The 22,847-nt window shown below is 62.7% G+C and carries 26 protein-coding genes; 16 read left to right on the top strand and 10 right to left on the bottom strand.

Translation table 11 applies throughout. The features are described 5' to 3' along the window. Positions 1-161: 161 nt before the first annotated feature. Both M2281_RS29150 and M2281_RS21595 read right to left on the bottom strand, forming a co-directional pair. Positions 162-404 (bottom strand): WGR domain-containing protein, encoded by a 243-nt coding sequence (locus tag M2281_RS29150; RefSeq protein ID WP_425537779.1) that lies wholly within the window; start codon positions 402-404, stop codon positions 162-164. 140 nt (positions 405-544) lie between these two features. Further along, positions 545-700, bottom strand: a complete 156-nt coding sequence (locus M2281_RS21595) for a hypothetical protein (RefSeq protein WP_280823260.1) — start codon at positions 698-700, stop codon at positions 545-547. Positions 701-810: 110 nt separating this feature from the next. On the opposite strand from M2281_RS21595, the gene M2281_RS21590 reads away from it, so the two are divergent. The 6 genes from M2281_RS21590 to M2281_RS21565 all read left to right on the top strand — a co-directional run bounded on the left by M2281_RS21590 (position 811) and on the right by M2281_RS21565 (position 6,408). Then, positions 811-1,368: a cytochrome c oxidase subunit 3 gene (locus tag M2281_RS21590; protein WP_425537778.1), complete on the top strand. Its 558-nt coding sequence runs from the start codon at positions 811-813 to the stop codon at positions 1,366-1,368. A gap of 4 nt (positions 1,369-1,372) precedes the next feature. Beyond that, positions 1,373-1,645: a cytochrome C oxidase subunit IV family protein gene (locus tag M2281_RS21585; RefSeq protein WP_280823259.1), complete on the top strand. Its 273-nt coding sequence runs from the start codon at positions 1,373-1,375 to the stop codon at positions 1,643-1,645. Between the two features lie 155 nt (positions 1,646-1,800). Further along, positions 1,801-2,253: a c-type cytochrome gene (locus tag M2281_RS21580; RefSeq protein ID WP_280823258.1), complete on the top strand. Its 453-nt coding sequence runs from the start codon at positions 1,801-1,803 to the stop codon at positions 2,251-2,253. An 18-nt stretch (positions 2,254-2,271) separates the two neighbouring features. Beyond that, positions 2,272-3,618: a nitric-oxide reductase large subunit gene (locus tag M2281_RS21575; protein ID WP_280823257.1), complete on the top strand. Its 1,347-nt coding sequence runs from the start codon at positions 2,272-2,274 to the stop codon at positions 3,616-3,618. Positions 3,619-3,687: 69 nt separating this feature from the next. Beyond that, positions 3,688-4,500 (top strand): CbbQ/NirQ/NorQ/GpvN family protein, encoded by an 813-nt coding sequence (locus M2281_RS21570; protein WP_280823256.1) that lies wholly within the window; start codon positions 3,688-3,690, stop codon positions 4,498-4,500. Positions 4,501-4,509: 9 nt separating this feature from the next. Then, positions 4,510-6,408, top strand: a complete 1,899-nt coding sequence (locus tag M2281_RS21565; protein WP_280823255.1) for a nitric oxide reductase activation protein NorD — start codon at positions 4,510-4,512, stop codon at positions 6,406-6,408. Between the two features lie 73 nt (positions 6,409-6,481). Here M2281_RS21565 and hemN read toward each other — a convergent pair whose 3' ends face one another. Then, on the bottom strand, positions 6,482-7,831 hold the full coding sequence (gene hemN / locus M2281_RS21560) for an oxygen-independent coproporphyrinogen III oxidase (protein ID WP_280823254.1): 1,350 nt from the start codon (positions 7,829-7,831) through the stop codon (positions 6,482-6,484). A 211-nt stretch (positions 7,832-8,042) separates the two neighbouring features. Between hemN and M2281_RS21555 the strand changes: the two genes are divergently transcribed. Next, positions 8,043-8,327 carry a DUF2249 domain-containing protein gene (locus tag M2281_RS21555; protein ID WP_280823253.1) on the top strand — a complete coding sequence of 95 codons (285 nt, stop codon included), beginning with the start codon at positions 8,043-8,045 and terminating at the stop codon, positions 8,325-8,327. A gap of 20 nt (positions 8,328-8,347) precedes the next feature. Here M2281_RS21555 and ubiV read toward each other — a convergent pair whose 3' ends face one another. The 4 genes from ubiV to M2281_RS21535 form a co-directional block, all read right to left on the bottom strand. After that, entirely contained in the window at positions 8,348-9,247 is a 900-nt protein-coding gene (gene ubiV / locus M2281_RS21550) for a ubiquinone anaerobic biosynthesis protein UbiV (RefSeq protein ID WP_280823252.1), read from the bottom strand. A 4-nt stretch (positions 9,248-9,251) separates the two neighbouring features. Further along, positions 9,252-10,232, bottom strand: a complete 981-nt coding sequence (ubiU, locus tag M2281_RS21545) for a ubiquinone anaerobic biosynthesis protein UbiU (RefSeq protein WP_425537786.1) — start codon at positions 10,230-10,232, stop codon at positions 9,252-9,254. A 14-nt stretch (positions 10,233-10,246) separates the two neighbouring features. After that, positions 10,247-10,786, bottom strand: a complete 540-nt coding sequence (ubiT, locus tag M2281_RS21540) for a ubiquinone anaerobic biosynthesis accessory factor UbiT (protein WP_280823250.1) — start codon at positions 10,784-10,786, stop codon at positions 10,247-10,249. Between the two features lie 113 nt (positions 10,787-10,899). Continuing rightward, positions 10,900-11,139 (bottom strand): hypothetical protein, encoded by a 240-nt coding sequence (locus tag M2281_RS21535; RefSeq protein ID WP_280823249.1) that lies wholly within the window; start codon positions 11,137-11,139, stop codon positions 10,900-10,902. Positions 11,140-11,294: 155 nt separating this feature from the next. Here M2281_RS21535 and M2281_RS21530 point away from each other — a divergent pair, with 155 nt between their 5' ends. Next, entirely contained in the window at positions 11,295-12,800 is a 1,506-nt protein-coding gene (locus M2281_RS21530) for a UbiD family decarboxylase (RefSeq protein WP_280823248.1), read from the top strand. Then, positions 12,797-13,369, top strand: coding sequence for a UbiX family flavin prenyltransferase (locus M2281_RS21525; protein ID WP_280823247.1), 573 nt, complete (start codon positions 12,797-12,799; stop codon positions 13,367-13,369). Before M2281_RS21530 ends, M2281_RS21525 begins: the two co-directional genes overlap by 4 nt. Before the next feature lie 2 nt (positions 13,370-13,371). Here the strand turns inward: M2281_RS21525 and M2281_RS21520 are convergent, their stop codons facing one another. Next, positions 13,372-13,755, bottom strand: coding sequence for a hypothetical protein (locus M2281_RS21520; protein WP_280823246.1), 384 nt, complete (start codon positions 13,753-13,755; stop codon positions 13,372-13,374). Positions 13,756-13,973: 218 nt separating this feature from the next. Further along, a complete protein-coding gene (locus M2281_RS21515; protein WP_280823245.1) occupies positions 13,974-14,534 on the bottom strand; it encodes a threonine transporter in 561 nt (186 codons plus the stop codon). Positions 14,535-14,821: 287 nt separating this feature from the next. On the opposite strand from M2281_RS21515, the gene M2281_RS21510 reads away from it, so the two are divergent. Further along, positions 14,822-15,013, top strand: coding sequence for a hypothetical protein (locus tag M2281_RS21510; RefSeq protein WP_280823244.1), 192 nt, complete (start codon positions 14,822-14,824; stop codon positions 15,011-15,013). Between the two features lie 84 nt (positions 15,014-15,097). Here M2281_RS21510 and M2281_RS21505 read toward each other — a convergent pair whose 3' ends face one another. Then, complete coding sequence (locus M2281_RS21505; RefSeq protein ID WP_280823243.1) at positions 15,098-15,295, bottom strand: hypothetical protein; 198 nt, start codon at positions 15,293-15,295, stop codon at positions 15,098-15,100. Between the two features lie 458 nt (positions 15,296-15,753). Between M2281_RS21505 and M2281_RS21500 the strand changes: the two genes are divergently transcribed. The 6 genes from M2281_RS21500 to M2281_RS21475 all read left to right on the top strand — a co-directional run bounded on the left by M2281_RS21500 (position 15,754) and on the right by M2281_RS21475 (position 22,804). Then, positions 15,754-17,247, top strand: a complete 1,494-nt coding sequence (locus M2281_RS21500; protein ID WP_280823242.1) for an NAD-dependent succinate-semialdehyde dehydrogenase — start codon at positions 15,754-15,756, stop codon at positions 17,245-17,247. Positions 17,248-17,330: 83 nt separating this feature from the next. Next, complete coding sequence (locus M2281_RS21495) at positions 17,331-18,380, top strand: transporter substrate-binding domain-containing protein (protein WP_280823241.1); 1,050 nt, start codon at positions 17,331-17,333, stop codon at positions 18,378-18,380. A gap of 32 nt (positions 18,381-18,412) precedes the next feature. Further along, on the top strand, positions 18,413-19,501 hold the full coding sequence (locus M2281_RS21490; RefSeq protein ID WP_280823240.1) for an amino acid ABC transporter permease: 1,089 nt from the start codon (positions 18,413-18,415) through the stop codon (positions 19,499-19,501). Then, on the top strand, positions 19,498-20,577 hold the full coding sequence (locus M2281_RS21485; RefSeq protein ID WP_280823239.1) for an amino acid ABC transporter permease: 1,080 nt from the start codon (positions 19,498-19,500) through the stop codon (positions 20,575-20,577). The genes M2281_RS21490 and M2281_RS21485 overlap by 4 nt, the downstream gene beginning before the upstream one ends. Before the next feature lie 29 nt (positions 20,578-20,606). Then, positions 20,607-21,281, top strand: coding sequence for a GntR family transcriptional regulator (locus tag M2281_RS21480; protein WP_280823238.1), 675 nt, complete (start codon positions 20,607-20,609; stop codon positions 21,279-21,281). 140 nt (positions 21,282-21,421) lie between these two features. Beyond that, positions 21,422-22,804 carry an aspartate aminotransferase family protein gene (locus M2281_RS21475; RefSeq protein ID WP_280823237.1) on the top strand — a complete coding sequence of 461 codons (1,383 nt, stop codon included), beginning with the start codon at positions 21,422-21,424 and terminating at the stop codon, positions 22,802-22,804. Positions 22,805-22,847 lie beyond the last annotated feature (43 nt).

Here is a 22,847-nt window from a genome sequence, read left to right as displayed (position 1 = left end):
AGCTTGTGGCATTTCGCATCACTGGGTCCCAGGACCAGAGGCAGTTTCAGTTCGCGGCACTAGCACTTTTCCTGCGGCTATTACGTTTGCCACCGTCTACTGGTGCCGATGTAGACTGATCTGCGAGTAGGTGCGTTTCATCTGCGGTTCCCTGCGTGCGATTAGCCATTGGTATCGCTGCAAAGTCGCAGTTCAAGGTAGAACCCACCCCGCCAATAGTCGGATGCGGCGTAACTTACATTATGGAACGTGACCGCTTTGCCCGCGCCACCTTGGGAGGGACCGCAATCGCGATATCCGCGCCAGCGCTTCATGCGTTCGAGCCGTCTCAACGCTGAAACCGCGTCGTCGTTGTTGTCAAAAGTTTCCATCACCGACGGACCATTCGTGCCGATCCGGCCCAACTGCGGATGACCGACGCGCCGCCAAGTCGGGGTTGGGCAGTGTGTCGGCGATTGCCTCGAAGGTCGTCGCAAATCCGAAGCGTCTCGTCGTAGAGGCGTTCTAGCGCGGCAATGCCGCCCGATGCATCTGGGTGGTTCATCTACTGATTGAGGAAGAGTATGGCCGCGATCGCGATCGAGGCGAGCACGGCGGAAGCCGCTCCCGTGCGCTGCAATACGCCCATACGGTAAAGCAAAAGCGCGAAGCCGACGATGATCGGCGTGGTGACAAAAAGGCCGAGTTGTGCCTCGCTCATTGTAGGGGCTCCGGGGCTCAAGACGATAGCGCTACGATCATGCGGATTTTCAGTGACGCTACCTTGCGCAATCGCAAAGAAGCGCCCCAGCCACCTGCCTAAGAAGCGGCATGGACATGACGGTTTCGGTGGCGCAGGCGGAAGACGAAGCTCCTGACGCCGGTGATTTTCTGCTTTGGATACTGGTGTGGAGCGAGCTTACCGCTTTCGGCATTCTGCTCGTTGCCTTCATGGTCACCGGCGTCTTTCAGGCGGGCGAATTCGCGGCGGCGCGTGGACATCTCAATGCGCCGCTTGCGGCGCTGAACACTGCGGTGCTGCTGACCAGCGGCTGGCAGGCAGCGCGGGCGGCTCGTAGTGGCGCGCCAAGAGGCCGGATGCGCGCAGCACTGGTGGTGGCCGCATTGTTCGGTTTCGTCTTCGTCGCCATCAAGCTCTACGAATATAGCGGCGAAATCGGCTACGCCGCCGATGCGGCCTATGGTGCCTTCTTCGAACTCTATTTCCTGCTGACAGGTTTCCACCTGCTGCACGTCCTCTTCGGCGCGCTGGTGCTGCTCCTGGTCAGCTGGAGGACGGAGCGCTCGAACGTGCTTCTCATCACCACGCTCTGGCATGTGTTCGATCTGATCTGGATCGTCATGTTCCCGATCGTCTACCTGGCGTGACCGCATGATCGATCGCACGGAAAGGCAGCTATTGCGTCGCTGGATCACGCTTATCGCGATCACCGGCACGAGTGTGGCCGCCGTGCGCTTTGCGGGCGGCATGGCGGGGCTTGCTCTGGTGCTGTGCCTTGCGACGCTCAAGACCCGATTCGTGGTTCTGGATTTCATGGGCTTGCGTCACAACAGGACGATGGCGCGCGCCCTTGTCGGCTGGGGCGTTGTCCTGGCCGTTTCAGCAGCGCTCAAGGACGTCATTATCGCCTTCGCCAGCGGTTGAACCGCTTTGTTTGCCAAATCGCAAAGAACGCTTTCCGCGAATTCATAGAAGGTTCCGATCCGGAACGGCTTTCGAAAAAGCGATGGCCGGCCCGCCGAGATGAATCGTTCGGACCATTCCGCAGCCGCGGAACTCTGACTGGAAAGGAACGCGTGATGGCAGAACGCCTCACAAAGACAGGGGCTCGAAACGTCTTCTATGGCGGCTCGATCTTCTTTTTCGCGATTTTCGCGGGGCTTACCGCCCATAGTCACTACTACATGCGCACGACCTCGACCGACGAAAAGACGCTGTCGGACTCTGTGGCGCGCGGCAAGCACGTCTGGGAGAGGAACTCCTGCATCAACTGCCACACGATCCTGGGCGAGGGAGCCTATTTCGCGCCCGAACTCGGCAATGTGTGGAAGCGCTATGGCGGCGATACCGACCCTGAGGGCGCCCGTGAAACGCTCAAGGCTTGGATGGCAGCACAGCCGTCCAAGATCGAAGGGCGGCGACAGATGCCGCAGTTCAACCTGACCGACCAGGAACTCAACGACCTGGCCGACTTCCTCGAATGGACGAGCCGCATCAAGACGCAGAACTGGCCGCCCAACGAGGCCGGCTGAGGCGCCTAGGAGAGAGACATGAAATACCAAACGCAAAAGGTCGCTATGACCTATTTCTACGGCGCGCTTGTCCTGTTCCTGGCGCAGGTCGCCTTCGGCGTGCTGGCGGGTACGATCTACGTGCTGCCGAACACGCTTTCCGAGCTTCTGCCGTTCAACATCGTCAGGATGATCCATACCAACGCGCTGATCGTATGGCTGCTGATGGGCTTCATGGGCGCGACCTACTATCTGCTGCCCGAGGAGACCGAAACCGAGTTGTTCAGCCCGAAACTGGCGATCATCCAGTTCTGGATGTTCTTTGTGGCGGCGGGCATTGCCGTGGTCGGCTACCTGTTCAGGATTCACGAGGGACGCGAGTTTCTGGAGCAGCCTTTTCCCATCAAGGTGGGCATCGTCGTGGTCGTGCTGATGTTCCTGTTCAACATCACCATGACCGCGCTCAAGGGCCGCAAAACCACGGTCACCAACATCCTGCTCTTTGGCCTGTGGGCGCTCGCAATCTTCTTCCTCTTCTCCTTCTACAACCCCTCCAACCTCGCGCTGGACAAGATGTACTGGTGGTACGTCATCCATCTCTGGGTCGAAGGTGTTTGGGAACTGATCATGGCGTCGGTGCTCGCCTTCCTGATGATCAAGCTCAACGGCGTCGATCGCGAGGTCGTGGAGAAGTGGCTCTACGTCATCGTCGGCCTTGCCCTGTTCTCCGGCATCCTGGGCACCGGCCACCATTATTACTGGATCGGTGCGCCCGGTTACTGGCAATGGATCGGCTCGCTGTTCTCGACGCTCGAAGTGGCACCTTTCTTCTCCATGGTTGTCTTCACCTTCCACATGACCTGGAAGGCTGGCCGCAACCACCCCAACAAGGCAGCCCTCCTGTGGTCCATCGGCTGCTCCGTCATGGCCTTCTTCGGTGCCGGCGTCTGGGGCTTCCTGCACACGTTGTCCTCGGTGAACTACTATACCCACGGCACGCAGCTGACGGCCGCCCACGGGCATCTCGCCTTCTTCGGCGCCTATGTGATGCTCAACCTCGCGATGATGGCCTACGCCATCCCCGAGATTAAGGGTCGTGCGCCTTACAACCAGTGGCTCTCCATCGTCAGCTTCTGGGTGATGGTGTCGGCCATGTCGGTCATGACCTTCGCCCTGACCTTTGCCGGTGTCGTTCAGGTGCAGCTCCAGCGCGTGCTTGGTGAGAGCTACATGGACGTTCAGGATCAACTGGCCCTGTTCTATTGGGTCCGCCTCGGCTCCGGCGTCGTCGTGGGCATCTCAGCGCTCATGTTCATCTGGGCCGTCCTGATGCCTGGACGCGAGCGCAGCGAAAAAACGGCCCGCATCCTGCAGCCCGCCGAATGACATCCCGCACATGGCTCCGGAATTTTTCCGGAGCCATGCCCAACGCCTGCTTCCTGCGGAGTTTCCCCTATGACCGTAGCATCGCCCAATGTCCGCCTCCTCGCAGATAGTCCCGCCTACTACAGCCCCTCGGGCAACGAATGCAGCTTGTTCGAGCGCGCCTGGGCGCGGCGGCTGCCGCTGCTGCTCAAGGGCCCGACCGGATGCGGCAAGACCCGCTTTGTCAGTCATATGGCTGCGAAGCTCGGCCTGCCGCTGTCGACCGTCTCGTGCCATGACGACCTCGCCGCCGCGGATCTGACCGGACGCTATTTGCTCAAGGGTGGCGACACCGTCTGGGTTGATGGGCCGCTCACGCGCGCCGTGCGCGAAGGCGGCATCTGCTACCTCGACGAAATAGTCGAGGCGCGAAAGGACGTTGCAGTGGTGCTGCATCCCTTGACCGATGACCGCCGCATCCTGCCACTTGAGCGCACGGGCGAGCTACTGATCGCGCCGGCAAGCTTTATGCTCGTCGTATCCTACAATCCGGGCTACCAGAACATGCTGAAGAGCTTGAAACCAAGCACCCGGCAGCGCTTCGTCGCCATCGAGTTCGACTTCCTGCCCAAGGCCGAGGAGATCGCCGTCGTGTCCGCCGAGAGCGGACTGGCCGAGAGCCAGGTGGCACCGCTTGTCGAGCTGGCGCGGCGCATCCGTACCCTCAAAGGCCACGACCTGGAAGAGGGTGCGTCCACCCGCCTGCTCGTCTATTGCGCCAGCCTCATCGACGCCGGCCTGCCGGTGCGCGAAGCGGTACTTGCAGCGCTGCTCGAGCCGCTGACTGACGAGCCCGACGTGAAGACGGCGCTGCTCGAGCTCGCATCTTCCTTGATCCACTGAGGCGAAGCCATGCTGGATTTCCTCGAACTCGAGGAGACGGTCGGCCGCGCCTGGCACCGCCTCATCGGCCAAGTGCAGACCTGGCCCCGCCATCCAGAGCATGCGGTTCAGCTTGCCGAGGTGCAGCAGGTGCTCGCCGTCTGTTTCCGCGGCTTCGGCGGCGAAGGCGCAGTTCAGATCGCAACAGTACGCGGCAAGACCTCTAGTCACCGGCTTGGATGGAGGCAGCGGATAGGGCTCGGCGAGGAAAAGCTTGCCCAGCCCGCGCGCGACGGCTCGTCGCTCATGCTCCCTGCCGTGATCGAGCTCTTTCCCGACCGGGAGCTCAACCGTGACCTCTATGTCTGGCTGGCCGCCTACATGGCAGTCATGTCGCTTGAGCCCATTGTCGACGCTGATCCCCTGTTGCGCGACCTTGCGGCGCTCAGACGGGCAGAAGCGACGGTGGCCACTGTACTTTCGAGCTTCCCGGGCCTGCGAGGCCGCTACCGGCGCCTTGCCCTCGCAATGCTCGCGGCACGTCAACGCGGCCCTCTACCCTCGGTCGAGGCGCAGGTCGAATGCCGCGTCATGAGCCTGCTCAGGCAGGCCGCGGAATTGCCCGACGATGCGTTGCCGGTAATCTTTCCGCACCGCGCCCCAGCCGGCTACCTGCCGATGTTGCCCGTACCGCTCTGGCCAGACGCGCTCTTGCGCGCCGAGACTGCGCCACGCCGCAGTGAGGATGAGCAGGCTTTGGGCGGCCGGGACGCCGGCGGCGTCGAAATCGAGCGCAAAGTCGCCGTCCGCGAAAATCCGGAGGCCCGCAAGGAGGAACGCAGCCCCTTCATCCTCAACCGCTTCGAGAAGATTCTCGCGATGGCAGAGATGGTCAATGTCGACCGACCCTCGGATGACAGTCCCGACGATGCCAAGGCTGCCGAGGACCTCGACGACATGACGCTGGGCGAGCGAAAGGGCAGACCGGCCTCGCGTTTTCGCTTCGACCTCGACCTGCCGCCCGAGGCGCTGGACCGCACACCGCTGACGGCGGAACTCACCTATCCGGAATGGGATTTCCGCAGCGGCACGTACCTTCCCAATCATTGTCGGGTTGTGGCCGCGCCGGCTGCGGCCCTCGGGACTGTAGGCGAGCCCGACATCGAGACCAGACGTCTCATTCGCCGTGTGCGCCGCCAGTTCGAAGTTCTTCGGCCTCGCCGGGAGATGTTGCGCGCGCAGCTTGACGGTGCTGATCTCGATCTGGACGCGGTGGTGCGCGCCCGTTGCAACCTCGCGGCCGGAGGGGAGGGGAGCGACCGTATCCACCTGACAAGCCGTCCGCAGGCGCACGACCTGGCGGTGACCATCCTCGTCGACGTCTCGCTCTCGACAGACGCCTGGTTGGACAACCGACGCGTGCTCGATGTCGAGAAGGAAGCCTTATTGATCCTGGCAAATGGCTTGGCCGCTTGCGGCGACAATCACTCGATCCTGACCTTCACGTCGCGTCGCCGCGACTGGGTTCGCATCGAGACGGTCAAAGCCTTCGACGAACCGATGGGGCCATTGGTCGAGGCGCGCATCGCGGCGCTGAAGCCCGGCTATTATACGCGTATCGGGGCAGCCATCCGCCACGCCAGCGACGAGCTTGCCAAGCAGCCGAACCGCAAAAAGCTGCTTCTGGTGCTGACCGACGGCAAGCCAAACGATATCGACCACTATGAGGGACGCTTCGCGCTGGAAGACAGCCGTCGCGCGGTCGTCGAGGCGCGGCGTACCGGCCTCGGCGTCTTTGGCGTGACGGTCGATCGGGAGGCAAAATCCTACGTGCCTGCGCTGTTCGGCCAGAACGGCTACGCCGTGGTCGGCAACATATCGAAGCTGCCGGCAGCGCTTCCCGCAATCTATCGCAGCCTTGCAGGTTAGGGGAACATGGCGGCGATAGCGAAAGGCCCGGTGCCGAAGCACCGGGCCTTTTTGCTTTTCTGAGGCAAGGGAATTACGCCGCCTTGCTGTGGGTGCGGTTGGACTGGTCGATATAAGCGTCGAAGGCTGCCGCGACCGCACGAACGACAAAGCGATGCTTTGGGCTGACGTGGACAACGCCGTCGGCAATCGTGACTACGCCGTCACTTACCAGTTCTCCCAGCCTGCCATTGGCTAGCAGTGCCGAGGCGTCGAAGCCGTAGGCCTTGCAGATTGTGCCGACCTCGGCCCGGAAATCGCACATCAGGCGTTCGATGATCTCGGCGCGCAAGTTATCCTCGCCGGTCAGACGATAGCCCTTGGCAGTGGCCAACTGGCCTGAGGCGATGTGCTGGGCATAGAGGCCGGGCGCGACCTCGTTCTGCACGTAGCCGCCGTTCATGCGTCCGATGGCAGACGCGCCGAAACCGATCAGCGTCGCGCAATTGTCTGTCGTGTAGCCTTGGAAATTACGCCGGAGCCGACCTGCCTCCTGCACCCGGACCAGGTCATCGCCGGGCAGAGCGAAATGGTCGAGGCCGATTTGCCGGTAGCCGGCCGCAACCAGCGTCGCGGCAATCGCCTCGGCCTGCTCGCTGCGCGCCGCTCCGTTGGGCAGGGCGCTTTCGTCGATCATCCGCTGGTGTTTTTTGAAGGATGGGATGTGCGCATAACCGAACACGGCGAAGCGATCCGGCAACATGGTGATCGCCGCGTTGGCGGTGTCGATGCAGGACTGCACCGTCTGATGCGGCAGGCCATAGATCAGGTCGAAATTGATGCCGCCCACGCCGGCGCGGCGAAGATTGTCGGTGGCTTCCGCCGTCTGCTTCTGGGTCTGGATGCGGTTGATTGCCTTTTGCACCACCGGGTCGAAGCTCTGCACGCCGAGGCTGGCGCGGGTGACGCCGGCCGCGCCAAGAGCCTGCGCCATCTCGGCGGTCAGCCGGCGCGGGTCGATCTCGACGGCAATGCCCGTCCTCTCGGAGAAACGGTAGTGCTCACGCAGCAGCGCCATGAGCGAAAGGAATTCCGCAGGGTCTATGATGGTCGGCGTCCCGCCACCGAAATGCACTTCGTCCACCGCCAGGCAGTGCGGGATGCGCTTGGCAACCATTCGGATCTCATCGCGCAGCACCGTTAGGTAGTCGAGGATCGGTCGATCCTGCAGGGTGATCGAGGTGTGACAGCCGCAATACCAGCACATCGACCGGCAGAACGGGATGTGAAGGTAGAGCGATACCGGGTCGTTGGCGGGCAGCTGTTCGAGCCAGTCGCCATAGGATCCGGCACCGATTGTCGGCGAGAAGCGCGGCGCCGTCGGATAGCTCGTATAGCGGGGCAGACGGGCCTCGCCATATTTCTCCAGTATGGTTGCGGACATGGCTTTTCCAGTTCTGTTGCGATTGCCTTGCGACGGTTCTAGCCCTCGGGCTGCCCAGCCTCTTTGCGAAATGCCAAGCAAGCGCCGTTTCCCGGATTTGTTTGCGTTTCGGCAATATCGCTGGCCGCGCCCGACCCTAGTGTCACCTCCTCCGGGGAAGGACGGCCGCTTTTCCCGGCATTCCTGTTTGAGGGCCGAAGGATTAAAAGACATGGCAAACGCCGAAGCTGATACCATCCCCGTCATCGATGTCAGGATCATTCCCCGGATGGAGCGTCATCCAAGGATATTCGCGATGGTTGATGCGCTGGCTCCCGGTGCGGCCTTCGTTATTGCGAGCGACCACGATCCGCGTCCTTTGCACTACCAGCTCGAAATGGCATTCCCCGCCCAGCTTACCTGGGAGTATCTGGAACAAGGACCAGCGGTCTGGCGCGTCGAAGTCGGCCGCAAGGATGGATCGGGCTGCGACTGTTGCTGCGGCGGCGGCCACTGACCAAGTGCCGGCCGGTCGCCTCAACGCAAGGCGGCCGGCTGGAAACCGGGTTTGCCCTGCAAGAACCCGTCCACGATCCGACCGGGCAGATCAAGGCAGGACAGCAGGAAGCGCGCGCCCTCGGCGTCCGCCTTGCCGTCGACCAGGTCCCGATAGACCTTCGCCACCGCGACCATGTCGCAACTCTGCGGCGACAGCCTCAGCCGCCTGATGTTGAGCGCTGCGAGCTTTTCGGGAGGCGGGCACGCGGCCTGTACCTGGTTGGACAGTGTCTGCACCCCGTTGATTGCGAGGAATTCCTGGTTCTCCGCTGTGTCGACAGCCAGTCCGTCGGGGTCCTGTTCGCAGGTGAAGCGGCACGAATCCTTGTGCAGACCATGCAGCCGCGCGTGATAGCAGCGCCCCGACAGCGCCAGCGGCAGCCGTCCGAAGGCGAAGACCTCGAACTCTGCCTCCGGGCAAGCGCGCGCCATGCCGCCTATGCTGGCGAGCGACAGCTCAACCGGCGGACAGACCGTCAGGGCGCCCTGGCCGATCAGATAGCGTGCCGTCCCCCCGTTGTAGACGTTGATGAATGGGCCTGCGACGAAGGATTGACCGCGCCGGCTCGGCAAGGCGGTCAGGTCATTGATCTCAACCATGCGTGTGTCATGGCAAAGCTCCTTGACGACCTTGCATTCGCGGACGTTGGAGGGAGCGGCGAGTGTGGACAACACCACTTCCTTGCCACCGCGTTCCAGCCGCTCGATGACCTCCGGCCAGACCGGATCCGAGAAGGGCAGTCGCTTGCCGCACACGACCTCGCCCACATGCACCCGGTCAACCGGCGCTTCATCGGCGATGCGCCGGTAGAAGTCGGTGAGCCGCTCGGCCGGCCAATGATAGAAAACCGGTCCCAGGGTCAGCTTTGTCGGACACATCGGTCTATCTCCATGTTTTCCGGTAGGCGCCGGCCGTCTGCCTGCCACCTTCGGACATGCGGGCCAGGATGCGGTCGATTTCGATGGCGTCACCACCTGCCTCCACCGCATCGACTGCGCGTCGAAAGGCACTCACGACGTCGGTGACATAGCCCTTGCCGCGCTGTCGTCCTTCGATCTTCAAGGCCGTCACGCCCGCCGATCTAAACCCTGCGAGCATGCTGCCGGCATTCAGGCTAACCGGGTCCTCAAACAGGTAGGACGTCTTGTTGCCGGCTTTGAAACGCCCTTTGCACAGGGTTGGGTAACCGGCAGGTTCGCCGGGCGCGTATCTGTCAATGGCGAAACCCGCAAGGCGGGCTGTCGTGCCCTGTGCGTCATCGAGGTAGCTCACCGATTCCGGCGGCGAGCAAACGCCGTTGAGGTTGGGCGATTTACCGGTGGCATAGGATGAGAGATAGCACCGGCCTTCCACCATCACGCACAACCCGCCGAAAACGAAAGCTTCGGTTTCCACGTGGATCTGCTTGTTGAGCGCCGCGATCTCCTGCACCGAAAGCACACGTGGCAGCACCACGCGGCGGACGCCAAATGCTTCGGCGTAGAAGCCGATCGCCTCTGGAGTCGCTGCCGCGGCCTGGACGGAGAGGTGCAGACGCACATCATGGTTCCTGGCCACATGGTCGAGCACAGCAATGTCGGCGGCGATGATGGCGTCAGCGCCGCTGGCAACTGCATCGTCCACTGCCTTGCGCCACATATCGACGCGATCGACCTGCGCAAAAGTGTTGATGGCAACCAGCACTTTCTTGCCATGGGCGTGGGCGAAACGCGCGCCCTCGGCCAGTTCCTCCGCCGTGAAGTTCAGGCCGGGGAAGTTTCGTGCATTCGTTTCATTGCGAAAGCCGCAATAGATGGAATCTGCACCGGCTAGTACGGCCGCCCTCAGTGTTGCGGGCGTGCCGGCAGGGCAGACGAGTTCCATTCGTCCAAGGTCGCTCATGCTTCGGCCCTCGCGTGGGTGGCAGTTCGATCGGTCAAACGGCGCACCGCGCTCAGGCCGTGGAGTACGCCTGCATCGGTGAGCCGGGCGAGGGTGCCATGCAGGCCGAGCAGGTCGGACGGGCGCAGCTCGGCGTCCTCGATGGTGTTGCGCAGGGCGACCACAGCTTCGGTGCGGCCACCAACCGAGATCACCCGATGGAAGAACAACGCATCGCCGTCCAGCGTCCCGTCCAGGAGGCCAAGCAGCATCAAGATCGGTCCCTTGATCGCGACATCGGCTGCTGCGGAGTCGTCTCTGCTGACGACGCGGACGAGCGACATTTGCCCGTCCGGTACAACGATGAAAGAGAATGCGAGGTCGCTGGGATCGATGCGGTAGCTCGCGCGACGGTGCTCGCCAAGCCGGTCGAAGAGCTGCGGCCTCCGCCGAGCCAGCGAACGCAGCGAAAGGGTCAGCATCGGCCCGAGTGGCAGGCCGATGAAACTCGGAAACAGGCGCCGGAAGAGTACCGGCAATTCTCCATCGACGACCAAGGTTGTTGCTCCCTTTGTTCTTCCGAATCTGTCGCGCACCATAGGTCCGAAACCAGGCCTGGCTGTTTGACCAAGCTCAAACAGCCAGGCGAAAGAGGCTGGAAGGGTGGACCTCATCGCGCGTTGGGATCTTCCGAACCGTCCAGTCCGCGAGTTTGAACGGTGTCCGAAAACGGGGTCTGCCGATCAAAGGGGGATCGTGTTGCCGCAATGACGTTCTCGCGGCGCATTTGCCGTTCAATGGTCGCTCCAGGCCTCCTGGCGTGCCGCGTGAAGTGCTGTTGCCACCAGTGCCTGAAGGTCAGAGCGGCTTCACGCATCACGTCCCAACTCTCTGCGGCCGGAATGCTCATGGTGTATTCTCCTGCTTCGAATGCTCGGCCTGATGCCGGTACCTGGGAAAGTTAGGAGGTTTGGAGCCCAGCTTCTTTGCTTTGGATCAAAGTTGGCCCTCGTTTGCCGTGCCATAGCAGCTGGGCCCGCCGTTCCGCGGGTGGACGATCCGAGCATGCACCAGCGCAGTCTTCCGCCCTTTTCCGATCTTTCATCCTTCCTCGCCCACCTCGATCGGGAGGGCGCGGTTCGTCATGTCGACAGCCCGGTGTCGATGCATCTCGAAGCCACCGAAATCCATCGCCGCGTCATCGCACAAGGTGGTCCGGTGCTGCGGTTCGCTGCTCCGCTGACCAACACGAGCAGCCTTTCGCCTATGCCGGTGGTCGCCAATCTGTTCGGCACCGTGGAACGCGTGGCGGCGGGTCTGGGCACCGACCGCGAAGGGCTGGTAAGCCTTGGCCACCTGTTGGCCTGGATGCGCGCGCCGAAGGCGCCGCGCACTCTCGGCGAGGCGCGTTCGCTTCTTCCTGCGGCGCGCGGTGCGCTCTGGTCGCGGCCGCGTGTGTCCTCTGACGGCCGCACCTTGCGCGATGTTGAGCCCGATCTTGCGCAGCTTCCGGTGCAGACATGCTGGCCCGGCGACGCTGGCCCGCTTATCACCTGGCCCGTGGTGGTCACACGTCCACCGGGTGGCGACGACCCCGCCGACTACAATCTCGGGATCTACCGCATGCAGGTGCTGGATCGCGACCGCGCCATCATGCGCTGGCTGCCTATGCGGGGAGGAGCCGGGCATCACCGGCAATGGGCGGCGATCGGCGCCGACATGCCCGTGGCCGTGGTCATCGGCGCCGATCCCGCGACCCTTCTCGCGGCGGTCATGCCGGCGCCCGAAGGCGTGTCTGAGCTTGCTCTGTCGGGACTCATCAACAACCGGCGCGTCGGACTGGTGCAGTGCCGGACGATTCCGCTGCATGTCCCGGTAAGTGCCGAAATCGTCCTCGAAGGCACGGTCTCGCCGACCGAGACGGCGCTCGAAGGTCCGTTTGGCGACCACACCGGCTACTACAATGCGCCGGATCATTACCCGGTTTTCCGCCTCAAGGGCATGCGCGTCCGCGAAGGCGCGAGCTATCTCACCACCTTCACAGGCCGCGCACCGGACGAGCCCGCGGTGCTCGGCGAAGCCATGCTGGAGGTCTTCAAGCCATTGCTGCGCCAGCAGATCCCCGAGATCATCGATGTCTGGCTGCCGCCCGAGGCATGTTCCTACCGGATCGCGGTGGTCTCGATCGCCAAGAAATATCCCGGGCAGGCGCGTCGCGTGATGATGGGGTTCTGGTCGCTGCTGCCGCAATTCTCCATGACCAAGCTGGTCGTCGTGGTCGATGACGATATCGACATCCGATCCTGGTCCGATGTGATGTGGGCGATAGCGACCCGGCTGGACCCTTCGCGCGACCTCATGCTGACCGAGCGGACGCCCGTCGACCAGCTCGATTTCGCCTCTCCGCTGGAAGGGTTGGGCGGCAAGCTCGGCCTTGATGCCACGCGAAAGGTCGGTTCGGAAACGACGCGCGAATGGGGTCGCGAATTGCGCATGTCGGTCGATATCGAGCGGCAGGTATCGCAGCGTTGGGCCGAGCTGTTTCCATCCATGGAGGCGCGAAAATCATGACGAAACGTGTGATCGTTGGCGTGACTGGGGCGTCGGGCTCAGTCCTCGCGCTGGAAGTCCTGTGCCTGCTGGGCAAGGCAGGCGTCGAGACCCATCTCGTCATCTCCCCAGGCGCGCCGGCCAGCATCGCCCACGAACTCGGCGAGCAAGGCCTTGCCCGGCTCGCCGCCTCTGCGAGCCACGTACACGACGCAGGCGACCTCGCAGCTCCGATCGCTAGCGGTTCGTTCAGGGCCGACGCCATGATCGTCGTGCCGTGCTCGATGCGCACGCTTGCTGCGATGGCGCATGGTCTTGGCGACAATCTGCTTACTCGCGCGGCCGATGTCACGCTCAAGGAAAAGCGCCGGTTGGTCGTGGCTCCGCGTGAAGCGCCGCTGCATGAAGGCCATCTCGAGGCGATGCTCAGGCTCGCCAGGATGGACGCGGTGATCGCGCCGCCGGTTCCGCCATTCTATGCAAAGCCCGTGTCGCTCGAGCAGATGGTGCGTGAGATCGCCGCGAGGCTGGTTAACTGGGCCGGCGTCGACCCTGGGGAAAGCCTGACCCGCTGGGGCGGGGATAGCTGATACTACGGCATGGCCGGCGGGACCGGCGACGCAGCAAGCCGCCTCATTGCGCTTGCGCCTTCCGCAGCTGCCTCTCCTATATCGTCGAACAGCAAGGCGATTTCCTCGTATAGGCCATGGTCCCGTTCGGTCGATGCCAGCGTGTCCAGGTCGCGCAGGAAATAGAAGACAGCCTCGATACGTTCGCGCTGGCGGCGGGCCGTTGCGAGTTGTTCGCGGGCCGAGCGTCTGTTTTCTAGCGCCTCGAAACGGGCGAGTGCCTGGTCGAGGCGGGTACGGCATTCACAGTCCAACTCCACGCCCTGCAGGACACTCGCGAGCCGCCGGACCACCGCTCCGCCGGCAAACTGAAGTGACTTTTCCTTGTTCGGCTGCTGCTGGCTCATTGATCCGCCCTTTTGCGATCCGTTTGCTGCCAATTGTGGACTGGCAGCATCCAAAACATCCTCGCAATCATAGCTGCATCGAACGGTGGAACGTTGTCGGGGCGCAAATCTGCTTGCATCCGGCCGGGCAAGCCGCATGGGGCAATGGTGGTGCTACGAATACAACAAATGATAAGCGGCCATGTGCAAAATGGTTGAGTACGACCAGAGGGGCTGTCTCAGCCGCTCATGCTGCCTGCCGCTGCGGCCACTGAAAATGCTCCAAGGGCCACTGCCGCAACCTTGTAAGCATATGGCCTCACCCGCGTAGGAAGCCGCTCTCCGATTGTCAGCCATGCCAACCCCGCAAGGCAAGAGAGCGTGACAAATACCGCGACGGCTGGCGCGCTATTTTCAGGCATGAGGTCTGGAATCAGGAAACACCCGACGAACATCGCCTTTGGGTTGAGGATCGTGGTCAGGAACACCCGCCATGCTGCACCAGAAACATCTGCGGCTCCGCTGAATTGCACAGGTTGGCGCCATAGATTGATTGCCGATATGAGCAGCCAAGCCGCGGCCAGAGCCTTCAGGGCAGACATTGCCAACGTGTTGTCGGGCATCACTGTCGTTAGAGTGATGAAGAAGCCGATTGCAACAGCGTACCCGGCAGCTTCAGCCAGTGTTAGGCCTGCGCCCCGCCTTAAACCGAACACTGCCCCGGACGCGGCAAGAAGAGTGTTTGTTGGCCCTGGGGTTGCCAGGATGGCGAGTGAAGCGATGACGAATGTACTGAGCATTGGAAGCCGCAAGAGGTTTGCTGCACCTTATACGGTCGCATGAGCGTTCTCTTGATCTTGATCAAACCTAATCTACTAATGCGCTAATCGGTCTATTCGGGCAGAGAGAAGTATCCGGCGCTGCCGTCCAATTTCTGCAAAAGACGGTTGCCAAGACCCATTGCCTGGGCGCTGGCATCTGGATCATCCAGACCCTGCCGGCGGTGATGCTGGGCGCCTATACGCGGTGGTTTGGTGACTGGGCCCTGCTGGTCGGCTGGGCCGTCGGGATCGTAGCAGGAACGGCCATGGCAATTGCGGCCAACCTCACGCCGACCTTCCCGCTCACCGTTTGGGGTCACGTGTTCCCTGGCTACAGGGCCTTCTACACGGTGATCCTCAACCTGACCGTTGTCGTCGTGCTCACGGTGATCTTGGGCGCCCTGAAGGCACGGTCGACGCGCAGTGACGAGACGGTGGCGGCCGACTACTACGCCTAGGAACGGTCGACACCGGACTGGACGGGTAGCAGCAGAGAGTGCCGGGGGCCCTGACCGAATATACGCGTCGCTCGCCTGCCAGGTTCAGGCTTCTTGCCTGAGCGCCCTGGCCAGGGCAGCTTCCCTGATATAGCCGGCCTTGAAAAGGTCGAGCGCCTTGAGGGCGAGGCGTTCCGCCTGCGCTCCTCGCCGCGGCAGCCTTCGCTGGGTGCGGACACGTTCCAAGGCGCGTCGTACGATATCTAAATGTTCGGGTGTGAGAACTTTCTGATGGCCGGCCATGGCGCTTCCTCCACACGCGGGCAAAAGCGTACTGGTCTCCTCCAGCCCGAGCGTAACCGCGTTACGCTCTTTTCGCCCGCTGGCAACGCACTTTCGCCGGAACCGCAAGACGCGGGATGATTTCTGGAAAAAGGGCCCGCCGACAGTTTGGCGGCGGGCCAAGCCATTGCCATTGATGACGATTGTAAACGGTCTATCTCCGCTGAGGTTCCCGAGGGCATTCGAAAAAAGCTGCACGCGTCGATGGGGGCATCTCGCCTAGGGAGCACTGTAGCACCGGCGGGAGGCTCCTTTCCCAAGGGACACCGGGCCAACTCCCAACGGAAATCAACGCAGTGCTGCCAGGCGGGTCGATTCCATTAGCCCAGCGCGAAGCTGCCTTGACTCCGCGTCATTTGGAATTTGATATATCAAACGTCAGATTTCAAAGTTCAAAGACATTCGGGAATACCTCGCGCATGACCATCCACCAGAACTCGAACCATCCCCTGATCGGACAGCTGGCCGACCCGACCCTGCTGCGCCAGCAGGCTTTCATCGATGGCAGGTGGGTCGACGCGGACAGCGGGGCGACCATGGCGGTGACCGATCCGGCCACCGGCGCGCTTCTGGGCACCATTCCCGACATGGGCGCGGAGGAAACGCAGACGGCGATCCGCGTGGCGGACAAGGCCCGCAAACCGTGGGCTGCGCTGGCCGCCCGCGAGCGCGCCGCGATCATGCGCCGGTGGTTCGAACTCATCATCGACAATGTCGAGGACCTCGCCCGGATCATGACTGCAGAGCAGGGCAAGCCGCTCACCGAAAGCCGCGGTGAAATCCGCTATTCGGCTTCCTTCGTCGAGTGGTATTCCGAAGAGGCCAAGCGTGTTTATGGCGACCTGATCCCGGCGCCTAAGGCGCAGTCGCGCATCATGGTGCTGAAGCAGCCGGTCGGCGTGGTAGCGGCCGTCACTCCTTGGAACTTCCCGAGCGCCATGATCACCCGCAAATGCGCGCCGGCGCTGGCAGCAGGTTGCTCGGTGGTGGTCAAGCCGTCCGAATTCACCCCCTTCTCGGCGCTGGCGCTGGCCGAGTTGGCAAGCCGAGCGGGCATCCCGGCCGGTGTCCTCAACATCGTCACTGGCGATGCTCGGGCGATCGGCGGCGAGATGACGGCGAACCCAACCGTGCGCAAGCTGAGCTTTACCGGCTCGACCCGCGTGGGCAAGCTGCTGATGGAGCAGTCAGGGGCCACGGTGAAGAAGGTTTCGATGGAGCTCGGCGGCAATGCGCCCTTCATCGTCTTTGCCGACGCCGATCTCGATGTCGCCGTGCAGGGCGTGATGGCCTCCAAGTTCCGCAATACCGGCCAGACCTGCATCTGCGCCAACCGCATCTATGTCGAGGATTCGATCCACGATGCTTTCATCGAACGCTTCAAGAAGGCGGTGGAGTCGCTCAAGGTCGGCAACGGCTTCGAGGACGGCGTCGAGCAGGGACCGCTGATCAACCAGGCCGCGCTCGGCAAGGTCGAGGGCCATGTGGCCGACGCGCTCGCCAAGGGCGCCAAGCTGGCCACCGGCGGCAAGCCGCACAAGCTGGGTGGTACCTTCTACGAGCCGACGATTCTCACCGACGTCAACGATACCATGCTGTTCACCCAGGAAGAGACCTTTGGTCCCGTGGCCCCTGTCTTCCGCTTCCATGACGAAGACGCTGTGATCGCTGCGGCCAACAACACGTCGGCCGGCCTCGCGGCCTATGTTTACACCCGCGACCTCGACCGCATGTGGCGCGTTTCCGAGGCGCTTGAAACCGGCATGGTCGGCGTCAACGAAGGCCTAATCTCCAATGAAGTCGCGCCTTTCGGCGGCATCAAGGAATCCGGCGTCGGTCGCGAAGGCTCGCGCTACGGCATCGAGGAGTTCCTCAACCTTAAATATGTCTGCCTGACGCAGAACCCGCGCTAGGCGAACCAGAGCTTTTGACGGCGCAAGGATCCGTGCGCCGTCATGGGGAAGTTTTGTACAAACAACACAAGAGAGGGAATATAATGAAACTCACCAGGAGGATACAGGGCCACGCCTTGGGCTGCCTGACCGCACTGGCAATGGTTGGTGCGCTGTTTGCGCCGATCGAGGCTCAGGCCGGCAAGGTCCTTGATACCATCAAGCAGAAGGGCAACCTGACCTGCGGCGTCGGCCAAGCTGTTCCGGGCTTTTCCGCCCCCGCGGCAAACGGCGAACTCGCCGGCATCGACATCGATTTCTGCAAGGCCATGGCCTCCGCAATCCTCGGTGACCCGAACAAGGTGACCTATCGCCAGTCTTCTTATTCCGAGCGTTTCGTGCTGCTCGCCTCGGGCGAGATCGACGTGCTGGCGCACGACACCACGACCACGCTCAACCGCGAAGGCGCCCAGAAGGCCCGTTTCACCTCGCCGAACTATTTTGACGGCTACACCTTCATGGTGCCCAAGTCGCTCGGCGTCGAAAGCCCGGACCAGCTTGCGGATGCGACCGTCTGCATCCTGCAGGGCTCGACCTTCGAGGTGAATACCGAGAACTTCTTCAAGTCGCGCGGCCTCAAATACACCCCGCTGGTACTTGGCACCTGGGAGCAGCTTGACGCTGCCTTCTTCGGCGGTCGCTGCGATGCCTTCGGCGGCAATTACGGCAATCTCGCCGGCTCGCGCGTGGCTCATGGCAATGTCGACGACTACATCATCTTCCCGAACTTCCTGACCCTCGAGCCTTATGCTCCTTCGGTCTATGGCGACGACCAGGAACTGTTCCTCATCGCTCGCTGGGTGATGTTCGCGATGGTCGAGGCCGAGCGTCTGAACGTCACGCAGGCCAACGTGAAGGACCTGGTCGCGTCCTCGACGGATCCGGAAGTCCAGCAGCTGCTCGGCGCCAAAGCCGGCAACGGCAAGGACCTCGGCCTGTCGGAAGACTGGGTTGTCAACATGGTCTCGGCCGTCGGCAACTATGGCGAAAGCTTTGAGCGCAATCTCGGCAAGGGCTCCCCGCTCAAGCTTGACCGCGGCCTGAACGACCTGTGGACCAAGGGCGGCCTCATGTATGCGGCTCCCCTGAGATGATCAGCCGGGAACGTCTCCAAGGTGTGACGTTTGTGGTGGCAGCCATCGCCGTATTGGCGTGGCTGTCACACAACTTCTCCGCCAATCTGGTTGCCAAGGGAATTACCATCGACTTCGGCTTCCTCAAGGAGGCGACGTCGTTCCCCATTGGTGAGTCACTGATTTCATACAGCTCCGGCGACAGCTATCTGCGCGCCTTGACCGCCGGGCTGCTCAACACGATCCGGCTGGCAATCGCCGGCATTGCGCTGGCGACCGTCTTCGGCGTGATCGTCGGTCTGACCGCGCGCATCGGCCATCCGCTGCTGACGCGTGCTGCGAAAATCTATGTCGAATTCACGCGCAACGTGCCGCTGCTGCTGATCCTGGTGGTTTGCGCGACCGTCGTCCGTGCCTTGCCCGGACCTCGCCAGGCCTGGGCGCCGCTGGATGGCGTGATGCTCTCAAGCCGTGGGCTCTATATGCCGCTGCCGCTGTTCGAGGACGGCATCGCGCTGCTGACAGCGGCAATTCTCTTGATTGCTGTCGCATGGGCGATCATGCGCCTGTCGCTGCGCGGCAAGAACGAAACCGGCGCGTTCCCACGCTCTGGCAAACTCGCACTCGCCGGATTCGGGGCAGTTCTCATCGGCCTCTGCGCCTGGGGCTTCAGCACAATGACGCTCGACCGGCCCGCCCTTGTCGGCTTCAATTTCCGCGGTGGTTGGAGCGTGACGCCCGAATATCTGGCGATGCTGTTCGGCCTTGCCTTCTACACGTCCGGATTCATCGCCGAGATCGTGCGTGGCAGCCTTGCCGCTTTGCCGAAGGGCCAGTCGGAAGCTGCCTCGTCGCTCGGGCTCGGCCCCTTCCTGACGCTTTGGCTGGTGCTGGCGCCGCAGGCGCTGCGGCTGATGCTGCCGCCGCTCGCCAACCAGTACCTGAACCTGATCAAGAACACGACGCTCGCCGTGCTCATCGGCTACCCGGATCTCGTATCGGTCGGCAACACGGCGCTTAACCAGACGGGTCGGGCTATCGAAACGGTCACGATCTACCTGCTGATCTATCTCTCGCTCAGCCTTGTGACCTCGGTCCTCATCCGGCGGCTGGAAAAGCGCGCGCAACTGGTGAAGCTATGAGTGATATCGCCATTACCCCGGTCCAACGAACCTATCCGTCGCTCAAGACCCGCATGAGCCCGTATTTCAAGCCGTGGCCGCATGCGATCATTACGGTTCTGGGCGTTCTGCTCATCGGCTATGCTCTGGTGAACCTGTTCGGCTGGATGGTGCTCAACGCTACATTCGGCCACGCGACCCCCGACGAATGCCGCGCGGCCGGCGGGGCATGCTGGGCGATGCTGACCGAGCGCTACAACATCATCCTGTTCGGCAGCTATCCCGCGGGAGAATACTGGCGGCCGGCGCTCGCCATCGTCATGGTGCTGAGCGTGCTGATCGCCAGTGGTTTTCGCCAGCTGTGGAAACCGGCCCTGGCAATTGCCTGGGTGGCGGTGATGGTCCTCAGCCTTGTCCTGATGGGCGGTGGCGTCCTCGGCCTCGAAGCGGTTTCCACCAGTCGCTGGGGCGGCTTGCCGCTCACCGTCGGTCTTTCCGCCTTCGGCATCGTGCTCGCGTTGCCGCTATCGGTGGCGCTCGCGCTCGGACGGCGTTCGAAGATCATGGTGATGAAGCGTTTCTGCGACGCTTATGTCGAGATCGTGCGCGGACTGCCGCTGCTCGCGGTGCTGTTCGTGGCCTCGACCATGCTGCCGCTTCTCCTGCCCGGCGGCAACATGATCGACACCATCCTGCGCGCTCAGATCGCCCTCGTCCTGTTCCAGGCGGCCTATCTGGCCGAAGCGATTCGCTCGGGCCTCGATGCGGTGCCGAAGGGCCAAGCCGAGGCCGCCCACGCCCTTGGCTTGCCCGATCGGCTGGTGTCGCGTCTTGTCGTGCTGCCGCAGGCTTTCCGCATTGCATTGCCGGCTATCATCAATACCTTCATCGAATCGATCAAGGACACGACGCTCATCAGCATCATTGGCCTGATCGACGTGCTGGGTGGGGCACGTGGGGCAATCGCGGACGGTACCTGGATGGGCTTCTATCGCGAAGCTTATCTTGCTGTCGGTATCGCGTTCTTCGCGTTCTGCTATATCCTGTCACTGCACTCCCGCCGGCTCGAGCAGGAATTCGCTAATGAGCGCAGGTAACCGGTCCATGTCTTCTGCAGGAATGCCCGATGCTTGATGAACACAAGCAAGTCTATAAGTCGCTCGTTCAGGACACGCTGAACGAGCAGATCTACAGGCAGCTCAAGGAAAAACTCATCACCGGCGAGTTCAGGCCGGGGGACCGGCTCGTGCTGCGCCAGCTGTCGGCCACCCTGGGAACCAGCCCGGTGCCGGTGCGCGACGCGCTGCAAAAGCTCGAAAGCATCGGCGCCCTCAGGCTGGAGCGAACCTTCTACGTGCCCAATCTTACGCCCGAGGAACTGGCGGAAATCCGCGACATTCGTGTGGCTCTGGAAGGGCTTTCGGCAGAACGCGCCGCCCAGCATTCGACGCCGGAAGGCATGGGGCCGCTGACTGCGCACTTCAATGCACTTGCCAAGGCGGCCAATAACAACGACGCCAGCATGTTCTTGCGTGCAAACGCGCGGTTTCACCTCGAGATCGCAAGGATGGCCAACTCGCCCATTCTCTACGACATGATCGAGCCGCTGTGGCTGCGGATGGGGCCGTCGGTCAGAATGGCAAAGACGGAACCCGGCCGCCTAAAGGAGGCGATCCCGCCGCACGAGAACGCCCTGCATGCAATTGCTGCGCATGACGGTGCGGGTGCGCGGGCTGCGGTGCTGCAAGACATCATCGGCTGCTTCGGCATCCTGGCCAATACCGACGACGCTCCCGGATAGTCTTCCGGGCGCCTGACGCTCCAGAGCTGTCCCCAAATTCCCTGAAGTTCGCCCTGCCGCCAGCCGGGCGACAGTCCGAACTCGCGACCGGCGCAAGCGCCGGCTCGCATCCGAACATCCACTGACAACGAGGAAGTTTCATGTCCAGACCCAATTCCACCGCCGCCCGCGACATCGCCCATCAGCTCCACCCCTACACCAACGCGGTTCGTCACGCCGAGATCGGCCCGATCGTCATGGATCGCGGCGAGGGCATCTACGTGTTCGACGATCAGGGCAATCGCTACATCGAGGGTCTGGCCGGCCTGTGGAGCGTCGCGGTAGGCTTCGGCGAGAAGCGCCTGGTCGAGGCGGCACGCAAGCAGCTCGACAAGCTGCCCTACTACCACACCTTCGCCCACAAGTCGCACCTGCCGTCGATCGAGCTGGCCGAGAAGCTGGCCGAGATGGCGCCGGAAGGACTGTCGCACGTCTTCTTCACCAATTCGGGTTCGGAAGCCAATGACACCGTCGTCAAGCTCGTCTGGTACTACAACAACGCGCTCGGCCGCCCGAAAAAGAAGAAGTTTCTCGCCCGCACGCAGGGCTACCACGGCGTCACGGTGGCGGCCGCGAGCCTCACCGGCCTGCCCAATAACCATCGCGATTTCGACCTGCCGGCAATTCCGGTCCGTCATCTGACCTGCCCGCATTTCTATCGCTTCGGCAATCCGGGTGAGACCGAGGCCCAATTCGTGGAGCGCCTGGCCGCCGAGCTGGAAGCCGTCATCCAGGAAGAAGGCGCCGACACGATCGCGGCCTTCATCGGCGAGCCACTGATGTCGGCGGGCGGCGTCATTCCGGCGCCGGAAGGTTATTGGCAAAAGGTGCAGGAAATCTGCCGCCGTCACGATATCCTGGTCGTGGCCGACGAAGTCATCACCGGTTTCGGCCGTCTCGGCACGACCTTTGGTTCGGAGTACTACGGCATCAAGCCAGACCTTTTGGTGCTGTCCAAGCAGATCACTTCGTCCTATCAGCCGCTCGCGGCCGTCATGATCTCGGACGACGTTTTCAAGGCCATCGCCGACAACAGCGGTAAGATCGGCACCTTCGGCCATGGTTACACCGCAACCGGCCATCCGGTGGCGACCGCCGTTGCGCTTGAGAACCTCGCGATCATCGAGGAGCGCAAGCTGGTCGAGAACGCCGCAGCGATGGGCAAGGTGCTGCAGGCGCGGCTCGCCAAGCTCGCCTCCCACCCGCTGGTTGGCGAAGTGCGCGGCGTCGGCCTGATCGCCGGTGTCGAACTCGTCGCAGACAAGGCCACCAAGGCGCGCTTCGTCGAACATGGCAAGGTGGGCGCCTATGTGTTCGCCAGGGCGCATCACCATGGCCTGATTGTCCGTAACATCATGGACACGCTGGCCTTCTGCCCGCCGCTCATCATCACCGAGAGCCAGATCGAGGAAATGGTGCAGGCCTTCGAGCGTACGCTGGACGATGCCGCAGAATGGATCGCGGCAGGCCAGCCGGCCTACTGACGATAGACGAACCCGGCGCGGCGCCCGCCGCCGCGCCGGATCA

Origin of the sequence: Pseudaminobacter soli (ex Li et al. 2025) (genome assembly GCF_029892515.1) — a bacterium.
Taxonomy (GTDB): domain Bacteria; phylum Pseudomonadota; class Alphaproteobacteria; order Rhizobiales; family Rhizobiaceae; genus Pseudaminobacter; species Pseudaminobacter soli_A.
The sequence above is the reverse complement of the archived record's forward strand: the minus strand, read 5'-3'. Positions and strand labels throughout refer to the sequence as shown.

Bases quoted from the DNA above. Each gene is read 5' to 3' on its own strand.
- M2281_RS21555 (WP_280823253.1), top strand. From the start codon at position 8,043: ATGGCAAACGCCGAAGCTGATACCATCCCCGTCATCGATGTCAGGATC.
- ubiU (WP_425537786.1), bottom strand. From the start codon at position 10,232: ATGGAACTCGTCTGCCCTGCCGGCACGCCCGCAACACTGAGGGCGGCC.
- M2281_RS21590 (WP_425537778.1), top strand. From the start codon at position 811: ATGGACATGACGGTTTCGGTGGCGCAGGCGGAAGACGAAGCTCCTGAC.
- M2281_RS21520 (WP_280823246.1), bottom strand. From the start codon at position 13,755: ATGAGCCAGCAGCAGCCGAACAAGGAAAAGTCACTTCAGTTTGCCGGC.
- M2281_RS21570 (WP_280823256.1), top strand. From the start codon at position 3,688: ATGACCGTAGCATCGCCCAATGTCCGCCTCCTCGCAGATAGTCCCGCC.
- M2281_RS21595 (WP_280823260.1), bottom strand. From the start codon at position 700: ATGAGCGAGGCACAACTCGGCCTTTTTGTCACCACGCCGATCATCGTC.
- M2281_RS21480 (WP_280823238.1), top strand. From the start codon at position 20,607: ATGCTTGATGAACACAAGCAAGTCTATAAGTCGCTCGTTCAGGACACG.
- M2281_RS21495 (WP_280823241.1), top strand. From the start codon at position 17,331: ATGAAACTCACCAGGAGGATACAGGGCCACGCCTTGGGCTGCCTGACC.
- M2281_RS21585 (WP_280823259.1), top strand. From the start codon at position 1,373: ATGATCGATCGCACGGAAAGGCAGCTATTGCGTCGCTGGATCACGCTT.
- M2281_RS21575 (WP_280823257.1), top strand. From the start codon at position 2,272: ATGAAATACCAAACGCAAAAGGTCGCTATGACCTATTTCTACGGCGCG.
- hemN (WP_280823254.1), bottom strand. From the start codon at position 7,831: ATGTCCGCAACCATACTGGAGAAATATGGCGAGGCCCGTCTGCCCCGC.
- M2281_RS21565 (WP_280823255.1), top strand. From the start codon at position 4,510: ATGCTGGATTTCCTCGAACTCGAGGAGACGGTCGGCCGCGCCTGGCAC.
- ubiV (WP_280823252.1), bottom strand. From the start codon at position 9,247: ATGTGTCCGACAAAGCTGACCCTGGGACCGGTTTTCTATCATTGGCCG.
- M2281_RS21505 (WP_280823243.1), bottom strand. From the start codon at position 15,295: ATGGCCGGCCATCAGAAAGTTCTCACACCCGAACATTTAGATATCGTA.
- M2281_RS21515 (WP_280823245.1), bottom strand. From the start codon at position 14,534: ATGCTCAGTACATTCGTCATCGCTTCACTCGCCATCCTGGCAACCCCA.
- M2281_RS21485 (WP_280823239.1), top strand. From the start codon at position 19,498: ATGAGTGATATCGCCATTACCCCGGTCCAACGAACCTATCCGTCGCTC.
- M2281_RS21525 (WP_280823247.1), top strand. From the start codon at position 12,797: ATGACGAAACGTGTGATCGTTGGCGTGACTGGGGCGTCGGGCTCAGTC.
- M2281_RS21475 (WP_280823237.1), top strand. From the start codon at position 21,422: ATGTCCAGACCCAATTCCACCGCCGCCCGCGACATCGCCCATCAGCTC.
- M2281_RS21580 (WP_280823258.1), top strand. From the start codon at position 1,801: ATGGCAGAACGCCTCACAAAGACAGGGGCTCGAAACGTCTTCTATGGC.
- M2281_RS21510 (WP_280823244.1), top strand. From the start codon at position 14,822: ATGGCAATTGCGGCCAACCTCACGCCGACCTTCCCGCTCACCGTTTGG.
- M2281_RS21530 (WP_280823248.1), top strand. From the start codon at position 11,295: ATGCACCAGCGCAGTCTTCCGCCCTTTTCCGATCTTTCATCCTTCCTC.
- M2281_RS21535 (WP_280823249.1), bottom strand. From the start codon at position 11,139: ATGAGCATTCCGGCCGCAGAGAGTTGGGACGTGATGCGTGAAGCCGCT.
- M2281_RS21500 (WP_280823242.1), top strand. From the start codon at position 15,754: ATGACCATCCACCAGAACTCGAACCATCCCCTGATCGGACAGCTGGCC.